Source organism: Gilvibacter sp. SZ-19, assembly GCF_002163875.1.
GTDB lineage: Bacteria > Bacteroidota > Bacteroidia > Flavobacteriales > Flavobacteriaceae > Gilvibacter.
The window spans coordinates 2,626,416-2,645,698 of the sequence record NZ_CP019333.1 but is presented as its reverse complement, the minus strand read 5'-3'; the positions used below and the strand labels follow the sequence as shown (position 1 = coordinate 2,645,698).

The following is a 19,283-nucleotide window of genomic DNA, read 5'->3' as shown; positions in this document are numbered from 1 at the left end:
TTGGATAAAATAGAACAGGTTTGGATCAATATTGTATAGGTAATGTTGAGTGAAAATTAACAATCTAATACCACAACATCATATGGAAAGTATGTGATCGACCAGATTTATCTCTGTGGGCAATCCCATTTTCTTGCGCAAGCGATACCTACTAATCTCTACAGAACGGACCGAGATATTTAAAAGAGGTGCGATCTCCTTAGAACTGAGATTTAAACGCAAATAGGTACATAGTTTTAGGTCGTTTGGGGTAAGTTTAGGATACTTGGTCTTAAGCTCCTTGATGAAATCCTTATCCACGTTATTGAAGGCCTTTTGCAATAGTTCCCAATCGCTACTGTCGTTTAGATTGTTCTCTATTATTGAGCGAACATGCTTAAGGGCTTGTCTGGCATCTTTCTCGTCTATTTTGTCGAGATCTTTCTTGATTCCCTGTAAAGCCTCATTCTTACGTGCCATACCCATAGTTGCAATGGCTAACTCTTGGTTCTTGCTCGCCATATCGCGCTCCAAATTCGCATTGCGCAGAGCGATGCTCTGTTTTTCATTCTTTAGGCGCTCCATTTCTAGCTTCCGCTGATTGTCCTCCTCTATTTTCTTGCGTTGTTTTTTATAGCGGCGTCTGTAAACTTCATTTATAAAAAGCATGCTCAGCAAGCCTAATACGACATAGCAGCCAACTGCCCAATTGGAAGCGTACCAAGGTTTTGCAATGGTAAATTCCCAAGTGGCCGTATTGGAAGATGGGTTTAACCCTACACGAGACTGAGCTTCTAAAGTATAGGTTCCTGGAGGCAAATTCTCAAAGATCACCGTATTGTCCTTGCTCCAAGGGCTCCATTGTTTCCTAAAATCGATTAAGCGATAGCGGAATTCCTTACTGAGATAGGTATCGTAATTCGGCGTATGGAGTGCTAAATGTAAACTGTTGAAGTTTGAACTGAACTCCTCTTCGGACTGTGTGATGGCTCTTTCCTCGCCGCGTTCACTGGTCATATTACCCGCACCAATATGTACCACATTCACTTTGGGCGAGAAGCCTTCTACATCTAGCATAAGGTATCCGGTGGTTGTACCGAGTATATAGTGTCCGTCTGCTGTAATACCTACCTCTTCATATCCTATCACTTGATTTCTTATGTCTTCTGACAAGGCAATGTTCTTCATGACTATGGAACGCCCGAATGAACTGGGGCCGTAGATCTTGATCTGATTAGCTCCAAATAACCAAAGGTTCTGTTGCTCGTCTACATCCAATTGGCCCGTTACGTATTGATCGTCTTTCTGATATGCGGCAGATAACAGACTGTCTAATTTAAATTCTTGGCCTGGTTCTTTTACAAATACTCCGGATTCTGCAGCGTAGACCAAACGGTCTTTATAACGTACCAAGCCTGAATTCTTTCCAAGTGGTAAATCATCCTCTCGACTAATATTGAGTAGTCGTTTGTTTTCCAGATCTAGTTCCAGTTGAAAAACCCCTTTGTACTCATGATTCATCCATACTGTGCCATCGGCATCGTAATACAAAAATCGAGAGGAGTATTGAAAATCTTCTATTGCGCCATCGAACTCCCAGTTGCCTTTATTGCGCTTTAAAAGGCTTATTCCTTGATAATTACCGACCAGAATACGATCTGGATCGTCTCGAACAGCCAAAAAGGTCCAGCTACCAGAGTGGTCAGATAAAAGCGTAGCTGTACTGCCCTTGACTATCATGGTGCCATCGTTATGAGCGCAGAACAAATTGCCATCGATTAGTTTTAACTCCCAAACCTGGCCATTAGTGCCATCGATGCGTTTAAACTCCGCCGAACCATTAAGATCGCGATAGAACAGCCCCTGGTTAGTACCCAAATACATCATTCCCTGATGTTCAACTGCCGTGTAAACACTGCCAATGGTTCCATTTACATCTGTATAGATCTTTAATGGAGCATTGAGATTTAATACATCTATTCCATTGTCCAAGCCCGCCCATAAGTTGTTATCGGCATCTTCATAAAGTGCCAGTACGGTGTTATTTGACAGGCCATTGCGCTGATTAAATTGAGCGATCAATTGCCCTTCGCTGTTTAAGATCATTAGGCCATAAGCCACAGTACCCACAGCAAAATTTCCATTCTCTAGTTGAATTGCTGCGTAGACTCTCAAATCGGTGGCCATGTCGTCTAAGGCCGTTTGCCAAGGCTCATAGCCGTTAGGGGTTAACCTGTAAAACCCAGAGGTCTGACTGAGCAATAAGGTGCCTGTACTTGTCGGAAATAGCGCCACTACCCGATCGCTATTAAAATCTGATAGATCTCCCGTGCGCTGTGCTAATTGCTCATCAATACGGTAAAAGGTCAAATCATTGTCTTGGAAATAAAAAGTGTTCCCTTGTCTGAACATCTTAAAGATTCCAGGAGTTGGAACTGTCTCTATAGTGGTATTGACCGTATCGTAGATATAAATTCTATCTAAGGATTGAAACAGGACCAGGTCGTCCACCTGCTGAATACTCCAGAATTGTTCGTCTTCTACTAAACGCCCAGCTATGTCCTGACTCAAAGAAGTGTATTGGTAGGCCCCAGCAGGATTCTTTTCCCAAAATCCAAACTCCATATAACAACCGGTATAGATACGTTCACCTACAGCCAGTACCGAACGCATTATCGTCTTATTGGGTGAATTGTAAAGCTTCCAGTTGTTGCCGTCAAAATGAAGCAAGCCCTCATTGTTGGCAAAGAACATATTCTTGTTGGAATCTTGGCTTATGCCCCAATTCTGATTTCCAGCCTGATAGTTCTTTGAAGTATATGCCTTTATGGGAGGGAGTTCCTGTGCATAGACCATGCATTGGAGCAAGCAGAAGAATCCCGTGAATAGCAAGAAGCGCTTCATATGACGTGAAAATACCAAAAAATTGGCGGAAATGCTTATATTAATGGAGGTGAAAAAATACGTGGAAGTACGTATAGGATATGCGTCCATCCCATATTATTTTTAACCAACTAAGAAAACGTGCTTTTGTCGTTACAATTAATAATTTTTTGTGGGGATGAATTTTTATTAATAGACACAGGTACGTAACTGAAGCTCAAGAGCTTCAGTCTTTGCTAAGTTAGGTTTGTCTAAGCACTCTCGTACTTCGGTTCAGAGTGCTTTTTTAATTCCCGATGATCGGCTTTGGTGCTTTCGTAGCATTGAAGTTATCCAGCCCGGTTTGCAGCCAAGAGGCAAATTCGTCCGCGTCCGGAGTATATCCTACCGGCCTGTTGAGCAGATTTAGGTCTGCATCCATAAGAACATAATATGGCTGAGAGTTGTTCTTAAAGTTCACCGTTTGGAAGGTTGCCCATTTATTACCCACGTTGCGAATTGATTTTAAACTACCGTCCTGACGTAAAAAATTGAATTGCTCTGAGGCATCTAAGGGCGCTCTATCGTCCACATAAAGAGAAACAAGCACATATTCTTCGTGTAATAATGCTCGGACTTGTGGCTCGACCCACACCTGTTCTTCCATCTTGCGGCAATTAACACAGGCCCAACCGGTAAAGTCTATGATCAGTGGTTTGTTCAAACTGCGAGCTGCAGCCACACCTTGCTCAAAATCTGTATAGGTGTGCTCTCCGTGGATATCGGAAATATCTTTGTCGTAGACACTGTAAAACATCGGTGGTGCAAAACCACTCAATAAGGATAGGTTGGATTTAGGCGGATTGGTCAAGCCTAAGGTCATATAGCCCGCAAAAGCCACGAACAGGAGCCCGAGCAATACAGGGATCGCCTTGCGCTTGCTTTTACCTTCATGAGGAAACTTAAAGAATCCGAAGAGATAGGCCGCTAGGGCCAAGCTTAAGAGTATCCAAACGCCTAAAAAGATCTCTCGCTTAAGGATTCCCCAATGCGAGACCAGATCGGCATTACTTAAAAATTTAAAGGCAAAACCGAGTTCTAAAAATCCGAGAACCACTTTTACTGTGGTCATCCACCCGCCGCTTTTGGGTAAGGAGTTCAACCAATTCGGGAACATGGCAAAAAGTGCGAATGGCAAGGCCAGTGCCAATCCGAAGCCCGCTATACCATAAGTCAATTGCCAGGCGCCTCCATCAGAAGAAAGTGAATTCCCCAAGAGCGTACCCAAAATAGGTCCGGTACAAGAAAAGGAGACAATGGCTAGGGTTATCGCCATAAAGAAAATACCCAGCACGCCGCCTAATGAGGTCGCTTTTTGATCCATTTTAGTTCCCCAAGAGCTCGGCAGGGTCAATTCGAAATATCCAAACAAGGAAAAGGCAAAGACCAAAAAGATCACAAAGAAGACCACATTGAGCGTTACATTGGTAGAGATGGTGTTTAGGATCTCTTCGTTTATAGAATCCAGAACGTGAAAAGGAACACTTAGCAGCACATAGATAAGCGCAATGAACAAACCGTAGAGCACGGCGTTGAAAATACCTTTCCTTTTATCCTCGCTGCCCTTGGTGAAAAAGGAGACCGTGAGGGGGATCATAGGAAAAACACAGGGTGTAAGCAGTGCGATGAGACCGCCTAAAAATCCTAAGAAAAAGTTCATCCAGCCGGAGTTCTCTTCCTGATCTGTCTCTAAGTACTGACCATTTCCCAGATCGAGTTTAAGGGCCTCACTAAGGGTCTTGTCCTTTTCAGTGGCTTCGGGGTTTTCAATTACAGAGCTGCCACCAGGAACAGGAACAGCCAGCACCGCATTTTCGAATATACAGCGCTCCGCATTACAAGACTGATAGTCTACTACAATGTTTAGTGGCGCTCCTTGCTTATGCTGAATAACAGACTGTGTAAAAGTTGCGGTTTGCTCGTGAATACCTATCTCCATTTCGAAGGTCTCATCGAACTTACGGATCACTTCACTCTCTGCAACATCGTCTAGAATGGTATAATCTCCTGCAGTAAATTCATATGATATCTCGGTGGGAATAGGCCCTCCTTCGTCCATATAATAAGCATAGGTATACCAATCTTCTATGATCTCAGCATTTAGGCTAAGCTTTAAGGTATCACCGCGCTGCTCGCTGATACTTACCTCCCACTTGATCGGATCAATGACCTGAGCCTGAGCAGTTAAGGCGAAAAATAAAACCAGTAAAGTTATTAATGACTTGAAGCTGCGCATGAAATTTGGAGTAGATTTTTAGTGTTTTTGGTTACTTTGAATCGATCATCTGCCCGATAGCCAACAACCCAAACGATTTCAGAACCGCTGCAAAGTAGCCATATTTTTTCTTTTTCTGGTCCCGAAATCTTCTGGTCTGTAAAGTAGTCACTCAATTTTTTAGAACCTTGCATTCCCAAGGGAAAAAATCGATCTCCGGGCTGCCATTTTCGCAAAATCAAAGGGCTCGATAAACGGTCCTGATCTACGACTATAGTGTGGTTTGCAAGCTTAGACCAACTGCTGACCTTTTTAAACTGAAGCGCTACAGGTAGCTCTTGGGTGCTAAAGACCTCAAACTCGAAATAGGCATCTGGAGTGCTGATCTCCTTTTTGAATAAAAGCAGCTGCTCTCTATCTTTTAATAGCTGATGCGTTGCAGAATAAACCTTTTTACCCGTTTGGGCTTGTTTAAGCTCTCCTATGGCCTTCCAATCTGTAAACCCATAATCACGCAGCAAATGAAACAACAGAGCATCTGCAGCTCCAATTTCACTGAGTGCAGCAAGGTCTATTGTCATGCCGTAAACAGTAGGCTGCCACACTTTATCTTTTAGCTGTTCGATAAAGTTCACCAAGAGCTTTAAATCTTGCTGTAAATAAGTTTGTGTCTGTAAAAGTTGGTTTTCTATATCGGGAAGCTGTTCTTTTAATGCAGGAATAACATGATGACGCAAAGCGTTGCGTAAATAGGCATCGGAGGCATTGGAACTGTCTTCTCGCCAAGCAAGCCCTTCCTTGTTGGCATAGGCTCTGATGGTGTCTCGATCAAAACTCAATAGCGGCCTTAACAATTTATCGCTATGCGATGGGATCCCACAAAGGCCTTTAATTCCGCTCGCTCTATTGATATTGATCAAGAAGGTCTCCAGATTGTCATCGGCATGATGGGCTGTCATCAGATAGTCCGCTTGCTGCTCTTGGAGCAACTGCTCGAACCAATCGTATCTCAACCTACGGGCCATCATTTGAAGCGATTCCCCGCTTTGCTCTAGTAAGGCCTTTGTGTCAAAGGATTTTTCAAAATAACCGACTTTATACTTAGCAGCTAGCTCTCGAACAAACTCCTGATCTTGGTCGCTCTCCGCGCCGCGCAATTTAAAATTGCAATGGGCTACCAATAGCTCACAATCTTGTTGTGCCATTAAATATAAGAGCACGCTACTGTCCAAGCCCCCGCTACAGGCAATAAGAACCTTGGCTCCCTTGATTTCGGGGAGGGTTTCACCAAACTGAGCTGAAAAGGTAGTGAGCATGCGCAAAGATAGGGTTTGCCAATCAATACAACTGTTAAGGCTTCTCTAAGAAATACCTTCTAGCACCTGCCGCATGGCTTTGGCCTTTAAGAGGCATTCTTCGTATTCGTCTTGAGCGTTGGCAGCGGCGGTGATGGCACCACCAACGGGAAAGCTGACATAATTTCGAGCAGCATTGTACAAAATACTGCGGATAACCACATTGAAATCGAAATCACCTTCTGGGGTAAAATAGCCGATCGCACCGCTGTATACACCGCGTTTAAAGTCTTCTACTTCTTCTGCGATCTGCATGGCCGCTACTTTAGGTGCTCCTGTCATACTCCCCATAGGAAAGGTCGCCTTGATTATATCTACAGAATCGGTTTCTGCTAAGACCTCCGCCTGTACTGTACTTATAAGTTGATGCACTTGCTTAAACGAATGCAGCTCGCAGAGTGCGGTGACCTGCACGCTACCAGGAACAGCCAATTGCGACAGGTCGTTGCGCACCAGATCTGTGATCATGATATTCTCACTGCGTTCTTTAGGATCTGCTTGCAGGCGTTGCTTGTGGAGTTCGTCTGTTTTAGGGTCACTGCCTCGCTTAGCAGTGCCTTTAATGGGCTGTGAGATCACCACAGTGCCTTTACGTTGTAAATAACGCTCCGGCGAGGAAGAAATAATAAAATGCTCATTAAAGCGCACAAAAGTGCTGAACGGCGCTTCCGCTACCCTGTTTAACTGCTGGTATAGTTGCCAGGGATCCAGCGCTGCAGCAGTTGCAAAGAACTCCTGACAAAAGTTGGTCTCGTAAATATCGCCGCGCTGTAAATGCCCCTGTATCTTGGCGAAACGCTCAAAATAAGTGTCTTTGGTAGTTCGCAGGCGGATCTTTAAAGGTTCCTTATCGACCTTTTCCGTTTGCAGACTTAAAACAATGGCTTCAATGGTCTCTTTATCACTGCTTGCCTGATCTGCTAATTCCTGCGGATACCAAAAAGTACAGCTATCCTCTTTTAGAATGATCAGTTTCTCTGGAACCACAAAGTGTAGATCAGGGAATCGGAGTCCGTCGTGATTTTGGGAATCTAAGTCTTCTAATTCATTCTTTAGATCGTAGCCCAAATAGCCGAACATCCAATCCGGATGGGATGCTCTAAAGGCTTGTAAAGCCGCAAAAGCTTCTCCCGCCTGGCATTTTATGGCTGCTCGCGCACCCAGAGCAAAGGCCGTGTCAAAAGCAGAGTGCGCAGACAGATGTGCGTTGGAATCCAAAATGACCAATTGCTCAAAACTGCGGCTCCACATAAAAAGCTGCTGCTTGAACTTAGCGGGATCAGATACGGTGAATTGATAAGATTTCCTCAAGAAACTCAAGAATTATGGCTTAAAATTACTATTATTGATTGGTACAAATCCCTTTATTTTTAAACAATTGAACAAGCTACGCCCCTGAGCCTGTATTTGTGGTCTTTCACCGACTTTATTATTGTTAACGCTAAGCATTCAGCTCGCATTAGGTCAGAACAGCTACAAAAGCCTATTAACGCCAATCTCATTAGAAACTACCAAGACAGATCAAGACCGTAAAGTTAAATGGGTTCCCTATTCTAACGCTCAAGGCGCATATAGTATAGAGATCCCCGATGTGCCGATGAAGCAAATGGATCGTGAGGTTGAAAATCCGCTGGATCCAGAAGGGCAACCGTATTATATGAATATTGAATTCATAAGCGACCCTAAGCTAGATTTCAATTATCTGATCCGCTATAACGATCAGCCCGAAGGATATTATTTGGTAAATCAGGAAGAGGTATTGGAGACTTTGGGGTCGGAATTAGCCAATGGCATCGAGCTTGTAGGTGACCCTATCCCTTTTGAAGAGCAAGGTGTAAAAGGTTTTATTGCTTATCTGAGCTTTTTTAACACCTATAATGGCGTGTTTAAATTCTATTTTAGAGGTAATCGGAGCTACGCCATCATGGCGCAGGCCAAAGAAAAGGGAGACAAAGTAGATATCGATTCGCGCTTTTTCACCTCCTTTAAGCTAGAACCTTTTCAAGAAGATCAGATCAGTGATTTTGTCTTTGAAGATCTTTTCCAGCTTGAAGCTCCAACAGAAATGCGTCTGTTTACAGAAACAGAAGGAACACCGGCTGACGAATTCTTGTATACGCGGACATATACAGGAACATCAGACTTTACTGGCGGTCTTTATATGGTAGAGACCAGCAAACTCAATTCCCTTTACAGAACCCAAGATGTAGATACTTATCTTGTTGGGGCTTTGGACGATTTATTGGAGTACAAAGACTCCATTGCCGAAAAAGAACTGATTGACATAAACGGAGTGCGCGGAATCAGGGCAAGGATCCTTAACCCCAACACCAACGTACAACAGTTTATCCAAACCATGTATGTAGATGACCATTTGGTACAGCTCTACAGTTGTGTGGGGCAAGAAGAAATAGATCTGGGCCTAATAAATGGCTTTCTAGGCTCCTTTACCTATACAAGAAAAGCGCCCAAAATGGACATCAGAGCGCCAAAGACCAAGGAGATCGTGGCTGCGCTACTCAGCAGCGATACCACCCAGGTAAAACGGGGACAAACGGCACTACTCTATCACGATTTCACCACTGCCGATATAGATCTACTCTTGTCTGCTATGTCTTATGAAGCAGTAGAAGATCAAGGCTATGAAAAGAATAAGACCGACCTTATCATTCCCATAACCAAGTTGGGGAATCAGTCGCATATGGATGGCCTGCTAGCCTATTACCAACAAGATCAAACCCCAGAAAAGGTAAGAGAAGAGATCGTTAGTGAATTTTTAAACTTTCAAGAGCTACAAGCAGATAAAAAGCTCATGGATCTGTTGCTTACCGATCCACCAAAGCGCACAGAAGAAACCTTCTTGGCCTTTTATCAGCTGGAGGATAGTTTACACCTCATAAAAAAGTATCCGCAGCAATTGGCAGCACTATACCGCAACGATGATTTTAAAGATCTACTTGTTGGACTCTATGCAGACCATATCATGGGAGAAGACGACTTGCCTGAAATGTTCAGCGCCTTGCAGGAAGCGATCACCGAAGACATCCAAACACAATTGCGCAAATACAACGATGCTGCTACCCGTGACAAGGAGTTCTACCTCAACGATAGCTTGATCTACTATTATATGTCTATTGCGGAGTCTGATCCTGCCGTTGATGCTGAGAAGAGCGGGGCCATCTTAAAAGCCATCTATACGCCTTACGCCAAAGAGCCTTGGACCAAAACCGAAGCCTTGCTCAAATACATGCGCATGGGTTATGAGGCGGATCCTGAAATTCTCAAGCAATATATGGATCCTTTCTACTCCCGCTATGAGATCATGGAAGCCTTGTTCAATGCCGAACTGGCAGATGTGATTCCGCAGCAATATCTAGCGCCAGATAGTTTTACCGAGCTCTGTGTTTATAATTACGTCGGAGATTATATCGGCGAATACAATAACGAGGTCGAGAAAATGGGCGAAATAGAAGATTCTGGAGTCCGCGTAGGTGTGTACAAGGTCTTATCAACTTCGGACGAAAGCGAACCCATCCTTGCCATTGGGGTGATCGATTCCCCAGACCCGGAAGACTTCTCAGTTACGCCTGCATACACAGAATTTGACGAGGTCAAAACTGCATGGAAAGCACAAGCCAGAGCTTTATTGCGCAGCTATAAAGAAGCGCTAGGCGAATAATCTAGATATGTAGTGGACGCTTGTCTGTGGCGTCTAAGGCAGCTTCCTTAACAGCTTCTGCATAGGTTGGGTGCGCATGACTCATACGTGCAATATCTTCTGCGCTAGCGCGGAACTCCATTGCAGTTACCGCTTCGCTGATCAGGTCAGCTACACGTGCTCCCACCATATGTACACCTAAGACTTCGTCTGTCTTGGCGTCGGCAAGGATCTTTACAAAACCGTCTATATCTCCACTAGCACGAGAACGTCCTAAGGCACGCATACCGAATTGTCCAACTTTGTAGTCTACGTTCTCCTCTTTGAGCTGATCTTCGGTTTTCCCTACGGATGCAACTTCTGGCCAAGTATATACAACTCCAGGAATCAAATTGTAGTTGATGTGTGGCTGCTGTCCGGCAATGGTTTCTGCAACGAATACCCCTTCTTCTTCGGCTTTGTGCGCCAACATAGCACCTTTAACTACATCGCCAATGGCATAGATATTAGATACATTGGTTTGCAGATGCTCATTCACCTCAATACGACCGCGCTCGTCCATTTGGATTCCTGCCTTATCGGCAGCCAATCCATCTGTATACGGACGACGCCCCACAGAGACCAAACAATAGTCTCCCGTAAAGCTAACCTCTTCGCCTTTTTTGTTGTTGGCTTTGATGGTCACCTCATCGCCATTGCGCTCCACCGAAGTAACTTGATGTGAAACGTGGAATTTCACCCCTTGTTTTTTCATCACTTTGGTAAGTTCCTTGCTTTGAGCACGGTCCATTGTTGGAATGATGCGATCCATATATTCGATCACAGAAACATCGGCCCCTAAACGACGGTAAACCTGTCCTAGCTCAAGGCCAATAACTCCTCCTCCAATGATAACCAAGTGTTTTGGGATCTCTGGCATTTTTAAAGCCTCCGTAGAAGTTATTATACGCTCCTTATCGATAGTGATAAAAGGTAAGGTCGATGGTTTACTTCCGGTAGCAACTATGATGTTCTTGGCCTCTAAGGTCTCTTCGCCTCCTTCGGTCAAGTCAACTTTTACGTGCGTTGCATCTACAAATGAGCCCATCCCGTGAAATACGGTGATCTCGTTCTTTTTCATTAGGTAGTCTATCCCAGAGGTGGTCTGATCCACTACGTCCTGCTTGCGAGCGATCATTTTCTCTAAATTCACTTTCACCTCGCCCGGAACTTCAATGCCGTGCTCTTCAAAATGCTTTACGGCATCTTCGTAGTGATGCGAAGAATCTAACAGGGCCTTACTCGGAATACAACCTACATTTAAACAGGTACCTCCCAGGGTATTGTACTTTTCAATCAGGGCTGTCTTCATACCCAATTGCGCACAACGAATGGCTGCTACATAGCCTCCAGGGCCCGAACCGATTACTACTACATCAAATGAACTCATAGAAAAAATGATTTAAATCGACTGCAAATTTACAAAGCTTTTGGCGTTCTACCTAAGGGCTTGGTCGCAATGTTTTGTTCTTCCTTAAGCCCTAAGCAGCGCAGGCATCCATCCCCGGGAAAGCCAGCATGTCTCCCATCCCAACGGTAAACAACCAATTGCCATAGATGGCGTGTTCTATGCTGACCAATAGTGTGGATCTGGTTTTCAGATAGGTATAGGCAAACAGCAAACCGCCTATAAAGGTAAGCACACTCACCAAGGTGTTTCTAAAAAAGATATGCGCCAAAGAAAAGATAACGGCATTGACAAAGATCAAGACCTTCTTATTGGGAAACAAAGCTTCAAAACGACTAAAGAAATAGGTTCTGTAGATTAGTTCTTGTGGCCATACGGACAAAAAGGTATACACCCCCAAGATGCCTATAAACAGCTGCGGATCACTTTTAGGCACACAAAATAGACTCGCTGGCGCTTTCCACAGGACAAAAAGTGTCGTCACTATGGCAATGATCACGAATTGTAACGAAATGCGTTTTAAAAAGGATCTCCAAGGATAAGAATTGAACCACTTTAGCGGTTTAGTCGGGTCCTTGACCAATCTGGCAATGATATAACCCAAGCCTGCCAAGGCCAAGCCGGCTTTTATCCATATAGAATAATTCCAAGCAAAGCTTACCGGTAAGACCACAAAGAAGATCAGAAACTCTGCACCAAGCAGCAGTTGTTTATTCATTACCCATTTCGTGTTTGGTGGTGTGCTTAACCGCACTGATCGAAAACGAACTGTGCGTGCTACCAATGTACTGCAAGGTAGTCAATTTAGTAACCATAAAGGCCCGGTAAGCTTCCATGTCCTTTACCGCTACTTTGAGTAAATAATCGTAATCGCCACTAATGTGATAGCATTCCAAAACTTCTGGCAAAGCAATGATATCTGCCTCAAAGGTGGTCAGATAATCTTTGGCATGTTGCAACAGTTTTATCTGACAAAAAACCACAAAGTCACGTTCAATCTTGTCATCATTGAGCAAGGCCACATAATTCTTGATGAAATCATTGCGCTCTAGTTTTTTGATGCGCTCATAGATTGCCGTAGGCGAAAGATTAAGTTGCGACGACAGTTCTTTATTGGTGATTTTAGCGTCCTCTTGCAGAATGTTTAAAATCTGCTTATCCGTTTGGTCTAATTGCATAGAAAATTTTTCGGTGTTCGTAGCTTTTTTTAGAAAAGGTGATAAATTTTTTACTAAGTAAACCCTTTTTGACCTAATAATATACTAATCATATGTAAATGTTTGGTTAAATAAACCTTTCTAAATTAAATTTGATGAATAAAACCCTACAAAAATGGCTTTCAAACCTGCAGACAACATCCAAGACTTACAATACTTCGGAGAATTCGGTGGCGTTAACCCATCGATCTCAGACTCCTCCACCTATACCTTCTTATCGGCCAAGACCATGTTCGATACTTTTGAGGGCAACGCAGACGGCTGTTACCTCTACTCCCGCCACAGCTCCCCGAGCAATTTGTATTTGGGAGAAGCGCTGGCTGCCTTAGAAGGGACCGAGACCGCAAATGTGACTGCCAGTGGTATGGGCGCCATTTGCCCTGTGCTCCTGCAGCTCTGCGGGCAGGGGGATCATATAGTTTCTAGCCGCACCATTTACGGCGGAACTTATGCCTTTCTAAAGAATTTCACCCCGCGCTTGGGAATTGCTACCAGTTTTGTAGACATCACCAAACTGGATGTGGTAGAAGCAGCCATTAACAAGAACACCAAAGTGTTGTATTGTGAGGCAGTGAGCAATCCGTTGCTTGAGGTGGCAGATATTACGGCCTTAGCTGAATTGGCCAAGAAGCACAATTTAAAGCTGGTAGTTGACAATACCTTCTCTCCGCTCTCAATTCCTGCAGGACGTTTAGGAGCAGATGTAGTGATCCACAGTTTGACCAAGTTCATCAACGGCTCTTCGGATACGGTGGGTGGTGTGATCTGTGGAACCCGAGAATTCATTGACCAATTGCGCAATGTGAATGACGGAGCTGCCATGCTCTTGGGTAGCACTATGGACAGTCTTAGAGCCTCGTCTATCCTAAAAAATCTCCGTACGCTGCACATCCGCATGAAACAACACAGCCACAATGCCTTTTATTTGGCCCGCGCCTTTGAAAGCTTAGGTTTAAAAACGGTTTATCCTGGTTTGGAATCACACCCAAGTCATGGAGTGTTCTCCAAGATGATGAACTCAGAATATGGTTTCGGAGGCATGCTGACCATAGACGTTGGCAGTTTAGAGAAAGCCAATGAGCTGATGGAACTTATGCAAGAGCGCAACTTAGGTTATTTAGCAGTTAGCTTAGGTTTCTACAAGACCCTATTCAGCGCTCCGGGAAGTTCAACCTCTTCGGAGATCCCCGCAGAAGAACAAGCGGAAATGGGCCTAAGCGACGGACTTATTCGTTTCTCCGTAGGCTTAGATAACGACATCACCAGAACCTTCGCGCAGATGAAAGCCTGTATGGAAGCTGTTGGTGTTTTGCAACCTGCAACGACTATCTAAATAATAGAAACAAGTTTTAGAACGGGCCTAGTGCCCGTTTTTTTTTGTGCTGCGGATGCGGCTTATTAGCGTTTGCAATTCGGAGGCTAAAATCGTAACATTACAGTTCTTAAAAACTAAGCATGCAAAACGAGCAAGACAATATTGAAAAGATCCCCATGGAGGATCAGAAGATCATTGAAAACAGAGAACTCAATATCTGGGAAGCCTTAATACCTGTGATTATCTTAATGGCCTTGCTCGCCTACAACATATTTGCCAAAGACGGTGTTTGGCTTGGGGATTTCTCCAACCAATACATACTGCTTTTAGGAGGCGCTGCAGCAATGATCATGGGCTTTGTCAATAAAGTAAGCCTGAACCTAATGCTCGCAGAGATTTGGGAAAACCTAAAAAGTATTTTTGTTCCAGTACTGATCCTACTGCTCGTAGGCGCTTTGGCCGGAACTTGGCTGGTTAGTGGTGTAATTCCCGCTATGGTATACTACGGTCTTAAGGTATTGAGCCCTGAGATATTCTTGCCAGCCTCCGTGATCATCTCGGCAATTATTTCCATAGCTACCGGAAGCAGTTGGACCACCTCTGCAACTGTGGGAATTGCTTTGGTGGGTATTGGAATAGCTTTAGGTATCTCCCCAGGAATGATTGCAGGAGCTGTGATCTCTGGTGCCTATTTTGGAGACAAGATGTCTCCTCTGAGCGACACGACCAATTTAGCCCCAGCCATGGCGGGCACAGATCTTTTTACCCACATTAAATACATGTCTATCACCACAGTGCCATCTATTTTGATCACTTTGGTGGTTTTTGCCATTCTTTCTTTCAGTGCCGATGTAAGTGGAGATGCTGACGTCTCTGCAATATTAAATACGATAGACAGCACTTTTAATATCAACCCCTGGTTGTTTGGTGTTCCTTTAGTCGTCATTGGGATGATCCTACTTAAAGCCAAGCCCTTAGTGGCTCTCAGTGGTGGTATCATAGCAGCAGTGATCTTCGCTTTGGTATTTCAAAGCGACGTTCTGGCCAGCTTGGGCGATTCCAATATAGGCGTAGTTGTAAATGCTATCTTCTTCGATACTGCAGTAGCAACAGACAATGCCGATCTGAATGACCTTTTCGCCGCTGGAGGTATGTGGGGAATGAATTGGACCATCGCCTTGATCATTTGCGCTATGGTTTTTGGAGGCGTTATGGATGCTATAGGTGCTCTGGCAAGAATTACCAAGGCCCTTTTGAGCTTGGCAGATTCTATCTTCGGACTTTTTGTCTCAACAGTGATCAGTTGTTTGGGGCTTAATGTCGTTGCTTCGGATCAATATTTAGCCTTGGTGATCCCCGGAAAGATGTTCAAACAAGCTTATGAAGACCGCGGCTTAGCTCCGGAAAACCTTTCTAGAACCTTAGAAGATAGCGGGACAGTAACTTCGGTCTTGGTACCATGGAACACCTGTGGCGCTTATCAAAGTGGCGTTTTGGGAGTCCCAGTGGTTGACTACTTTGCCTTTGCGATCTTTAACTGGCTGAGTCCTTTCATGACGTTGATCTTCGCTGCTTTCCGCATAAAGATCCGTCAATTGGCAACCGCAAAATAATCTAGATTTTTTAAGAGAACCTTAATGCATTCTGCATTTGGGCGTCGTATTTTTGTAAAAAAATAACAACTATGGCTTCTATTACCTTGGGCGGAAATCCCGCCGAAACTATTGGCAACTTGCCTGCAGTAGGAACTCAAGCACCAGATTTTAAATTGGTTGCCAACGATATGTCTACCAAGACCATGGCCGATTACAGCGGCAAAAGACTGATCTTGAATATATTTCCTTCGGTCAACACCGGAGTTTGCGCAGCTTCAGCGCGTCGCTTCAACGAAGCGGCTTCACAATTAGAGAACACTGCTGTGTTGTGCATTTCTAAGGACCTGCCCTTTGCGCAACAACAGTTCTGTGCCGCAGAAGGCCTTGAGAATGTACATATGCTTTCTGACTTTAAAACCGGAGCCTTTGGCCAGGATTATGGCGCGACTATAAAAGGTAGTGCTTTCGATGCGCTGCTTTCGCGCGCTGTTGTGGTGACCGATGAGAACGGTAAGGTCATTTACAACCAACAGGTTGCAGAAATTGGCGAAGAGCCCGATTACGAGGCTGCACTTGCCGCATTATAATCAATGAAAGACAATTTTATCGCCAAAAGATTAAAGGCGTTCAAATACGCCGGTCGCGGAGCCTGGATGTTGCTTAAAAACGAAGCCAGCATCCAGGTTCAGGCGGCTATTGCCGTGCTTATGATAGTGGCTGGTTTTTACTTTGACATTACCACCACCCAATGGGCCTTGCAATTCTTTGCCATTGGTCTGGTAATGGCTGTAGAAGGAGCCAATACGGCAATAGAGGAAATTGCCAACTTTATCCACCCAGACCATCACCCTAAAATTGGTTATATCAAAGACGTAGCTGCAGGGGCGGTATTTTTTGCTGCAGTTATCGCTATAGTGATTGGTTGTATCATCTATATTCCCTACTTTAACTAAGTACTATTGTTACCCAAATTGCCAGGTAAAAAATCTATTCCGCATTGAAATCACTTCAAAACCAATTGTTTCACTGAATTTTTGAATTTAACCATAGCGCTGCTATGCTGAAATTCAGAAAATCCTTTGTTTTATTGTGCTTGCAATGCTCATAACGACATTTTACCTTATAATTTGGGTGTTTTTTAAACGTTAACAATTCGTACATTTGTTTTACCCTTTATGGCCAAGAAGAAGACTACTAAACGCAGCGCGAAAAAAGCTAAACGATTCAAGATTCCTAAATTGACCCTCAACCGGCAACAACAAGTTGTCTTGGGGAGCTTTTTAATGCTCTTTGGTTTGGCCCTCACTTTGGCCTTTGCATCCTTCTTTTTTAATTGGCAAGAAGACCAATCTATTCTGGGAGAATTGAGCGATCGAGAAGCAGAAGCCGCAAACCTGCTGAGCAAGTTCGGTGCAGCTCTTGGTGATTTCTTCATCTATAAAGGAGTTGGAATTGCAGCCTTTATTTTTAGCACCCTGGTCACCTTAAGCGGGGTTTATTTTTTCTTTGATTTTAAGAAATCTGCCCTTGGCCGATTCTGGTTTTGGGGCCTCTTGGTCATGCTTTGGCTTGCTGTTTTCTTCGGATTCTTTGCGGCTCAAGGTGGTATCTTGGCGGGAACCGTCGGTTACGAACTCAACGACTTTTTACAAGACTATCTAGGCTTCACAGGAACCGCCATCCTAATGGCTTTCTTGTTGATCGCCTATTTGGTATTGCGCTTGCGTGTTACTCCAGACAAGGTAGCCGCCAAGCTTAAAAAGACCCAAGAAGCCATAGCCGAAGACTTTAAATCAGAAAGCACTACCGAAGAGTCGCTAGCTCAGTCAGACTCCGCAGTAAACACCATAGAAACGACACCTGAACCCGAGCCAGAGGTTATAACACAACAGACACAAACACAGCCCTTGGAGCTTACTCCAGAACCGGAATTGGAGAACATCCAACTCAAACCACCTAAGACAGTTACTCAAGAAGATGAGGTTACTATGGAAGTAGAAGCCGCCGCAGAGGAAGAGGAACTGCCAGCAGACCAAACTGCCAAAAAGCTTGTAGAAGACTTTGGTGAGTTCGACCCTACGCTAGAGCTGGGCAACTATAAGTTTCCTCCGCTAGAGCTATTGAAAGATTATACTGGCGGTGCAGGGATCACTATCAATCAAGAGGAGCTCGAAGAGAACAAGAATCGTATTGTAGAGACCTTGCGCAACTATAAGATCGCCATTGCGCAGATCAAGGCCACTGTTGGGCCTACCGTTACCTTGTACGAGATAGTCCCAGAGGCCGGGATCCGTATTTCTAAGATCAAGAACTTGGAAGACGATATTGCGCTTTCGCTTTCCGCGCTCGGGATCCGTATTATTGCACCTATACCCGGTAAAGGTACTATTGGTATTGAAGTGCCGAATAAGAATCCGCGCATTGTATCGATGCGCTCTGTAATAGCTGCTAACAAGTTTCAACAAGCCGAAATGGCTTTACCGCTGGCTTTAGGAAAGACAATAGCCAACGAGACCTTTGTAGTGGATCTGGCTAAAATGCCCCACTTACTTATGGCGGGTGCTACCGGTCAAGGTAAGTCTGTTGGACTCAATGCGATCTTAACTTCCCTACTCTACAAAAAACATCCTGCCGAGGTGAAATTCGTTTTGGTCGATCCGAAGAAAGTAGAATTGACCCTTTTTAATAAAATAGAGCGTCACTACCTCGCCAAGCTACCAGATACAGAAGATGCCATCATTACCGATACCACCAAAGTGATCTATACGCTGAACTCCTTGTGTATTGAAATGGATGCGCGTTACGACCTGCTCAAGGACGCTATGGTGCGTAACATTAAAGAATACAATACCAAATTCAAGGCGCGTAAACTCAATCCGAATAACGGCCACCGTTATTTACCTTACATTATCTTGGTGGTAGACGAGTTTGCCGATTTGATCATGACCGCCGGTAAAGAAGTGGAAACCCCTATTGCGCGTTTGGCCCAGTTGGCCCGTGCTATTGGGATCCACCTGATCATTGCTACGCAACGACCTTCGGTTAATGTGATCACGGGTATCATTAAGGCGAATTTCCCTGCCAGAATTGCCTTTAGGGTGACTTCGAAGATAGATTCACGTACAATTTTAGATGCAGCCGGAGCCGATCAACTTATAGGGCGTGGAGACATGCTTTATACACAAGGCAATGAAGTGATCCGTCTGCAGTGCGCCTTTGTAGATACTCCTGAAGTTGCTAAGATCACCGATTATATAGGTGGACAAAAAGCCTATCCGGATGCGCATTTGTTACCGGAATATGTAGGAGAAGAAAGTGGTACAAATCTTGATATATCTAAAGACGAACGCGATTCACTCTTTAGAGAAGCGGCAGAAGTGTTGGTAATTGCTCAGCAAGGCTCGGCTTCTTTATTGCAACGCAAACTCAAACTGGGATACAACCGGGCAGGCCGGATCATAGACCAGTTGGAGGCAGCGGGAATCGTTGGCCCATTTGAAGGCAGTAAGGCCAGACAGGTCTTAGTACCCACCATTGAGGCCCTGAATCAACTTTTGGATAACGAAGAATAAAAAGCAGC

The 19,283-nt window shown here is 44.4% G+C and carries 13 protein-coding genes; 6 read left to right on the top strand and 7 right to left on the bottom strand.

Annotated features, from left to right (window positions below; all coding sequences use genetic code 11):
* Nucleotides 1-78: 78 nt before the first annotated feature.
* The 4 genes from BTO09_RS12330 to pabB all read right to left on the bottom strand — a co-directional run bounded on the left by BTO09_RS12330 (nucleotide 79) and on the right by pabB (nucleotide 7,782).
* Entirely contained in the window at nucleotides 79-2,883 is a 2,805-nt protein-coding gene (locus tag BTO09_RS12330) for a triple tyrosine motif-containing protein (protein WP_198356481.1), read from the bottom strand.
* Nucleotides 2,884-3,148: 265 nt separating this feature from the next.
* Nucleotides 3,149-5,137 (bottom strand): thioredoxin family protein, encoded by a 1,989-nt coding sequence (locus BTO09_RS12325; protein WP_087525071.1) that lies wholly within the window; start codon nucleotides 5,135-5,137, stop codon nucleotides 3,149-3,151.
* The gene (gene tilS, locus BTO09_RS12320; RefSeq protein WP_087525070.1) at nucleotides 5,116-6,432 is read right to left on the bottom strand and encodes a tRNA lysidine(34) synthetase TilS; all 1,317 of its coding nucleotides are present in this window, start codon (nucleotides 6,430-6,432) and stop codon (nucleotides 5,116-5,118) included. The genes BTO09_RS12325 and tilS overlap by 22 nt, the downstream gene beginning before the upstream one ends.
* Nucleotides 6,433-6,477: 45 nt before the next feature.
* Entirely contained in the window at nucleotides 6,478-7,782 is a 1,305-nt protein-coding gene (pabB, locus tag BTO09_RS12315; RefSeq protein ID WP_232454962.1) for an aminodeoxychorismate synthase component I, read from the bottom strand.
* Nucleotides 7,783-7,903: 121 nt separating this feature from the next.
* Between pabB and BTO09_RS12310 the strand changes: the two genes are divergently transcribed.
* Nucleotides 7,904-10,150 (top strand): hypothetical protein, encoded by a 2,247-nt coding sequence (locus BTO09_RS12310; RefSeq protein ID WP_087525069.1) that lies wholly within the window; start codon nucleotides 7,904-7,906, stop codon nucleotides 10,148-10,150.
* A 1-nt stretch (nucleotide 10,151) separates the two neighbouring features.
* Here the strand turns inward: BTO09_RS12310 and lpdA are convergent, their stop codons facing one another.
* From lpdA to BTO09_RS12295, 3 genes are all read right to left on the bottom strand, one after another.
* Nucleotides 10,152-11,558 (bottom strand): dihydrolipoyl dehydrogenase, encoded by a 1,407-nt coding sequence (lpdA, locus tag BTO09_RS12305; RefSeq protein ID WP_087525068.1) that lies wholly within the window; start codon nucleotides 11,556-11,558, stop codon nucleotides 10,152-10,154.
* A 91-nt stretch (nucleotides 11,559-11,649) separates the two neighbouring features.
* The gene (locus tag BTO09_RS12300) at nucleotides 11,650-12,294 is read right to left on the bottom strand and encodes a CPBP family intramembrane glutamic endopeptidase (RefSeq protein WP_087525067.1); all 645 of its coding nucleotides are present in this window, start codon (nucleotides 12,292-12,294) and stop codon (nucleotides 11,650-11,652) included.
* On the bottom strand, nucleotides 12,287-12,754 hold the full coding sequence (locus tag BTO09_RS12295) for an Lrp/AsnC family transcriptional regulator (protein ID WP_087525066.1): 468 nt from the start codon (nucleotides 12,752-12,754) through the stop codon (nucleotides 12,287-12,289). The genes BTO09_RS12300 and BTO09_RS12295 overlap by 8 nt, the downstream gene beginning before the upstream one ends.
* Before the next feature lie 154 nt (nucleotides 12,755-12,908).
* Here BTO09_RS12295 and BTO09_RS12290 point away from each other — a divergent pair, with 154 nt between their 5' ends.
* The 5 genes from BTO09_RS12290 (at nucleotide 12,909) to BTO09_RS12270 (ending at nucleotide 19,275) form a co-directional block, all read left to right on the top strand.
* Nucleotides 12,909-14,126 (top strand): aminotransferase class I/II-fold pyridoxal phosphate-dependent enzyme, encoded by a 1,218-nt coding sequence (locus BTO09_RS12290; protein ID WP_087525065.1) that lies wholly within the window; start codon nucleotides 12,909-12,911, stop codon nucleotides 14,124-14,126.
* 122 nt (nucleotides 14,127-14,248) lie between these two features.
* Nucleotides 14,249-15,721 (top strand): Na+/H+ antiporter NhaC, encoded by a 1,473-nt coding sequence (gene nhaC / locus BTO09_RS12285; protein ID WP_087525064.1) that lies wholly within the window; start codon nucleotides 14,249-14,251, stop codon nucleotides 15,719-15,721.
* A gap of 71 nt (nucleotides 15,722-15,792) precedes the next feature.
* Entirely contained in the window at nucleotides 15,793-16,290 is a 498-nt protein-coding gene (gene tpx, locus BTO09_RS12280; RefSeq protein WP_087525063.1) for a thiol peroxidase, read from the top strand.
* A 3-nt stretch (nucleotides 16,291-16,293) separates the two neighbouring features.
* Nucleotides 16,294-16,656 (top strand): diacylglycerol kinase, encoded by a 363-nt coding sequence (locus BTO09_RS12275; RefSeq protein ID WP_087525062.1) that lies wholly within the window; start codon nucleotides 16,294-16,296, stop codon nucleotides 16,654-16,656.
* A gap of 222 nt (nucleotides 16,657-16,878) precedes the next feature.
* Complete coding sequence (locus BTO09_RS12270; RefSeq protein ID WP_087525061.1) at nucleotides 16,879-19,275, top strand: DNA translocase FtsK; 2,397 nt, start codon at nucleotides 16,879-16,881, stop codon at nucleotides 19,273-19,275.
* Nucleotides 19,276-19,283 lie beyond the last annotated feature (8 nt).

Bases quoted from the DNA above. Each gene is read 5' to 3' on its own strand.
- BTO09_RS12330 (WP_198356481.1), bottom strand. From the start codon at position 2,883: ATGAAGCGCTTCTTGCTATTCACGGGATTCTTCTGCTTGCTCCAATGC.
- BTO09_RS12325 (WP_087525071.1), bottom strand. From the start codon at position 5,137: ATGCGCAGCTTCAAGTCATTAATAACTTTACTGGTTTTATTTTTCGCC.
- tilS (WP_087525070.1), bottom strand. From the start codon at position 6,432: ATGCTCACTACCTTTTCAGCTCAGTTTGGTGAAACCCTCCCCGAAATC.
- lpdA (WP_087525068.1), bottom strand. From the start codon at position 11,558: ATGAGTTCATTTGATGTAGTAGTAATCGGTTCGGGCCCTGGAGGCTAT.
- BTO09_RS12300 (WP_087525067.1), bottom strand. From the start codon at position 12,294: ATGAATAAACAACTGCTGCTTGGTGCAGAGTTTCTGATCTTCTTTGTG.
- BTO09_RS12295 (WP_087525066.1), bottom strand. From the start codon at position 12,754: ATGCAATTAGACCAAACGGATAAGCAGATTTTAAACATTCTGCAAGAG.
- BTO09_RS12290 (WP_087525065.1), top strand. From the start codon at position 12,909: ATGGCTTTCAAACCTGCAGACAACATCCAAGACTTACAATACTTCGGA.
- nhaC (WP_087525064.1), top strand. From the start codon at position 14,249: ATGCAAAACGAGCAAGACAATATTGAAAAGATCCCCATGGAGGATCAG.
- tpx (WP_087525063.1), top strand. From the start codon at position 15,793: ATGGCTTCTATTACCTTGGGCGGAAATCCCGCCGAAACTATTGGCAAC.
- BTO09_RS12275 (WP_087525062.1), top strand. From the start codon at position 16,294: ATGAAAGACAATTTTATCGCCAAAAGATTAAAGGCGTTCAAATACGCC.
- BTO09_RS12270 (WP_087525061.1), top strand. From the start codon at position 16,879: ATGGCCAAGAAGAAGACTACTAAACGCAGCGCGAAAAAAGCTAAACGA.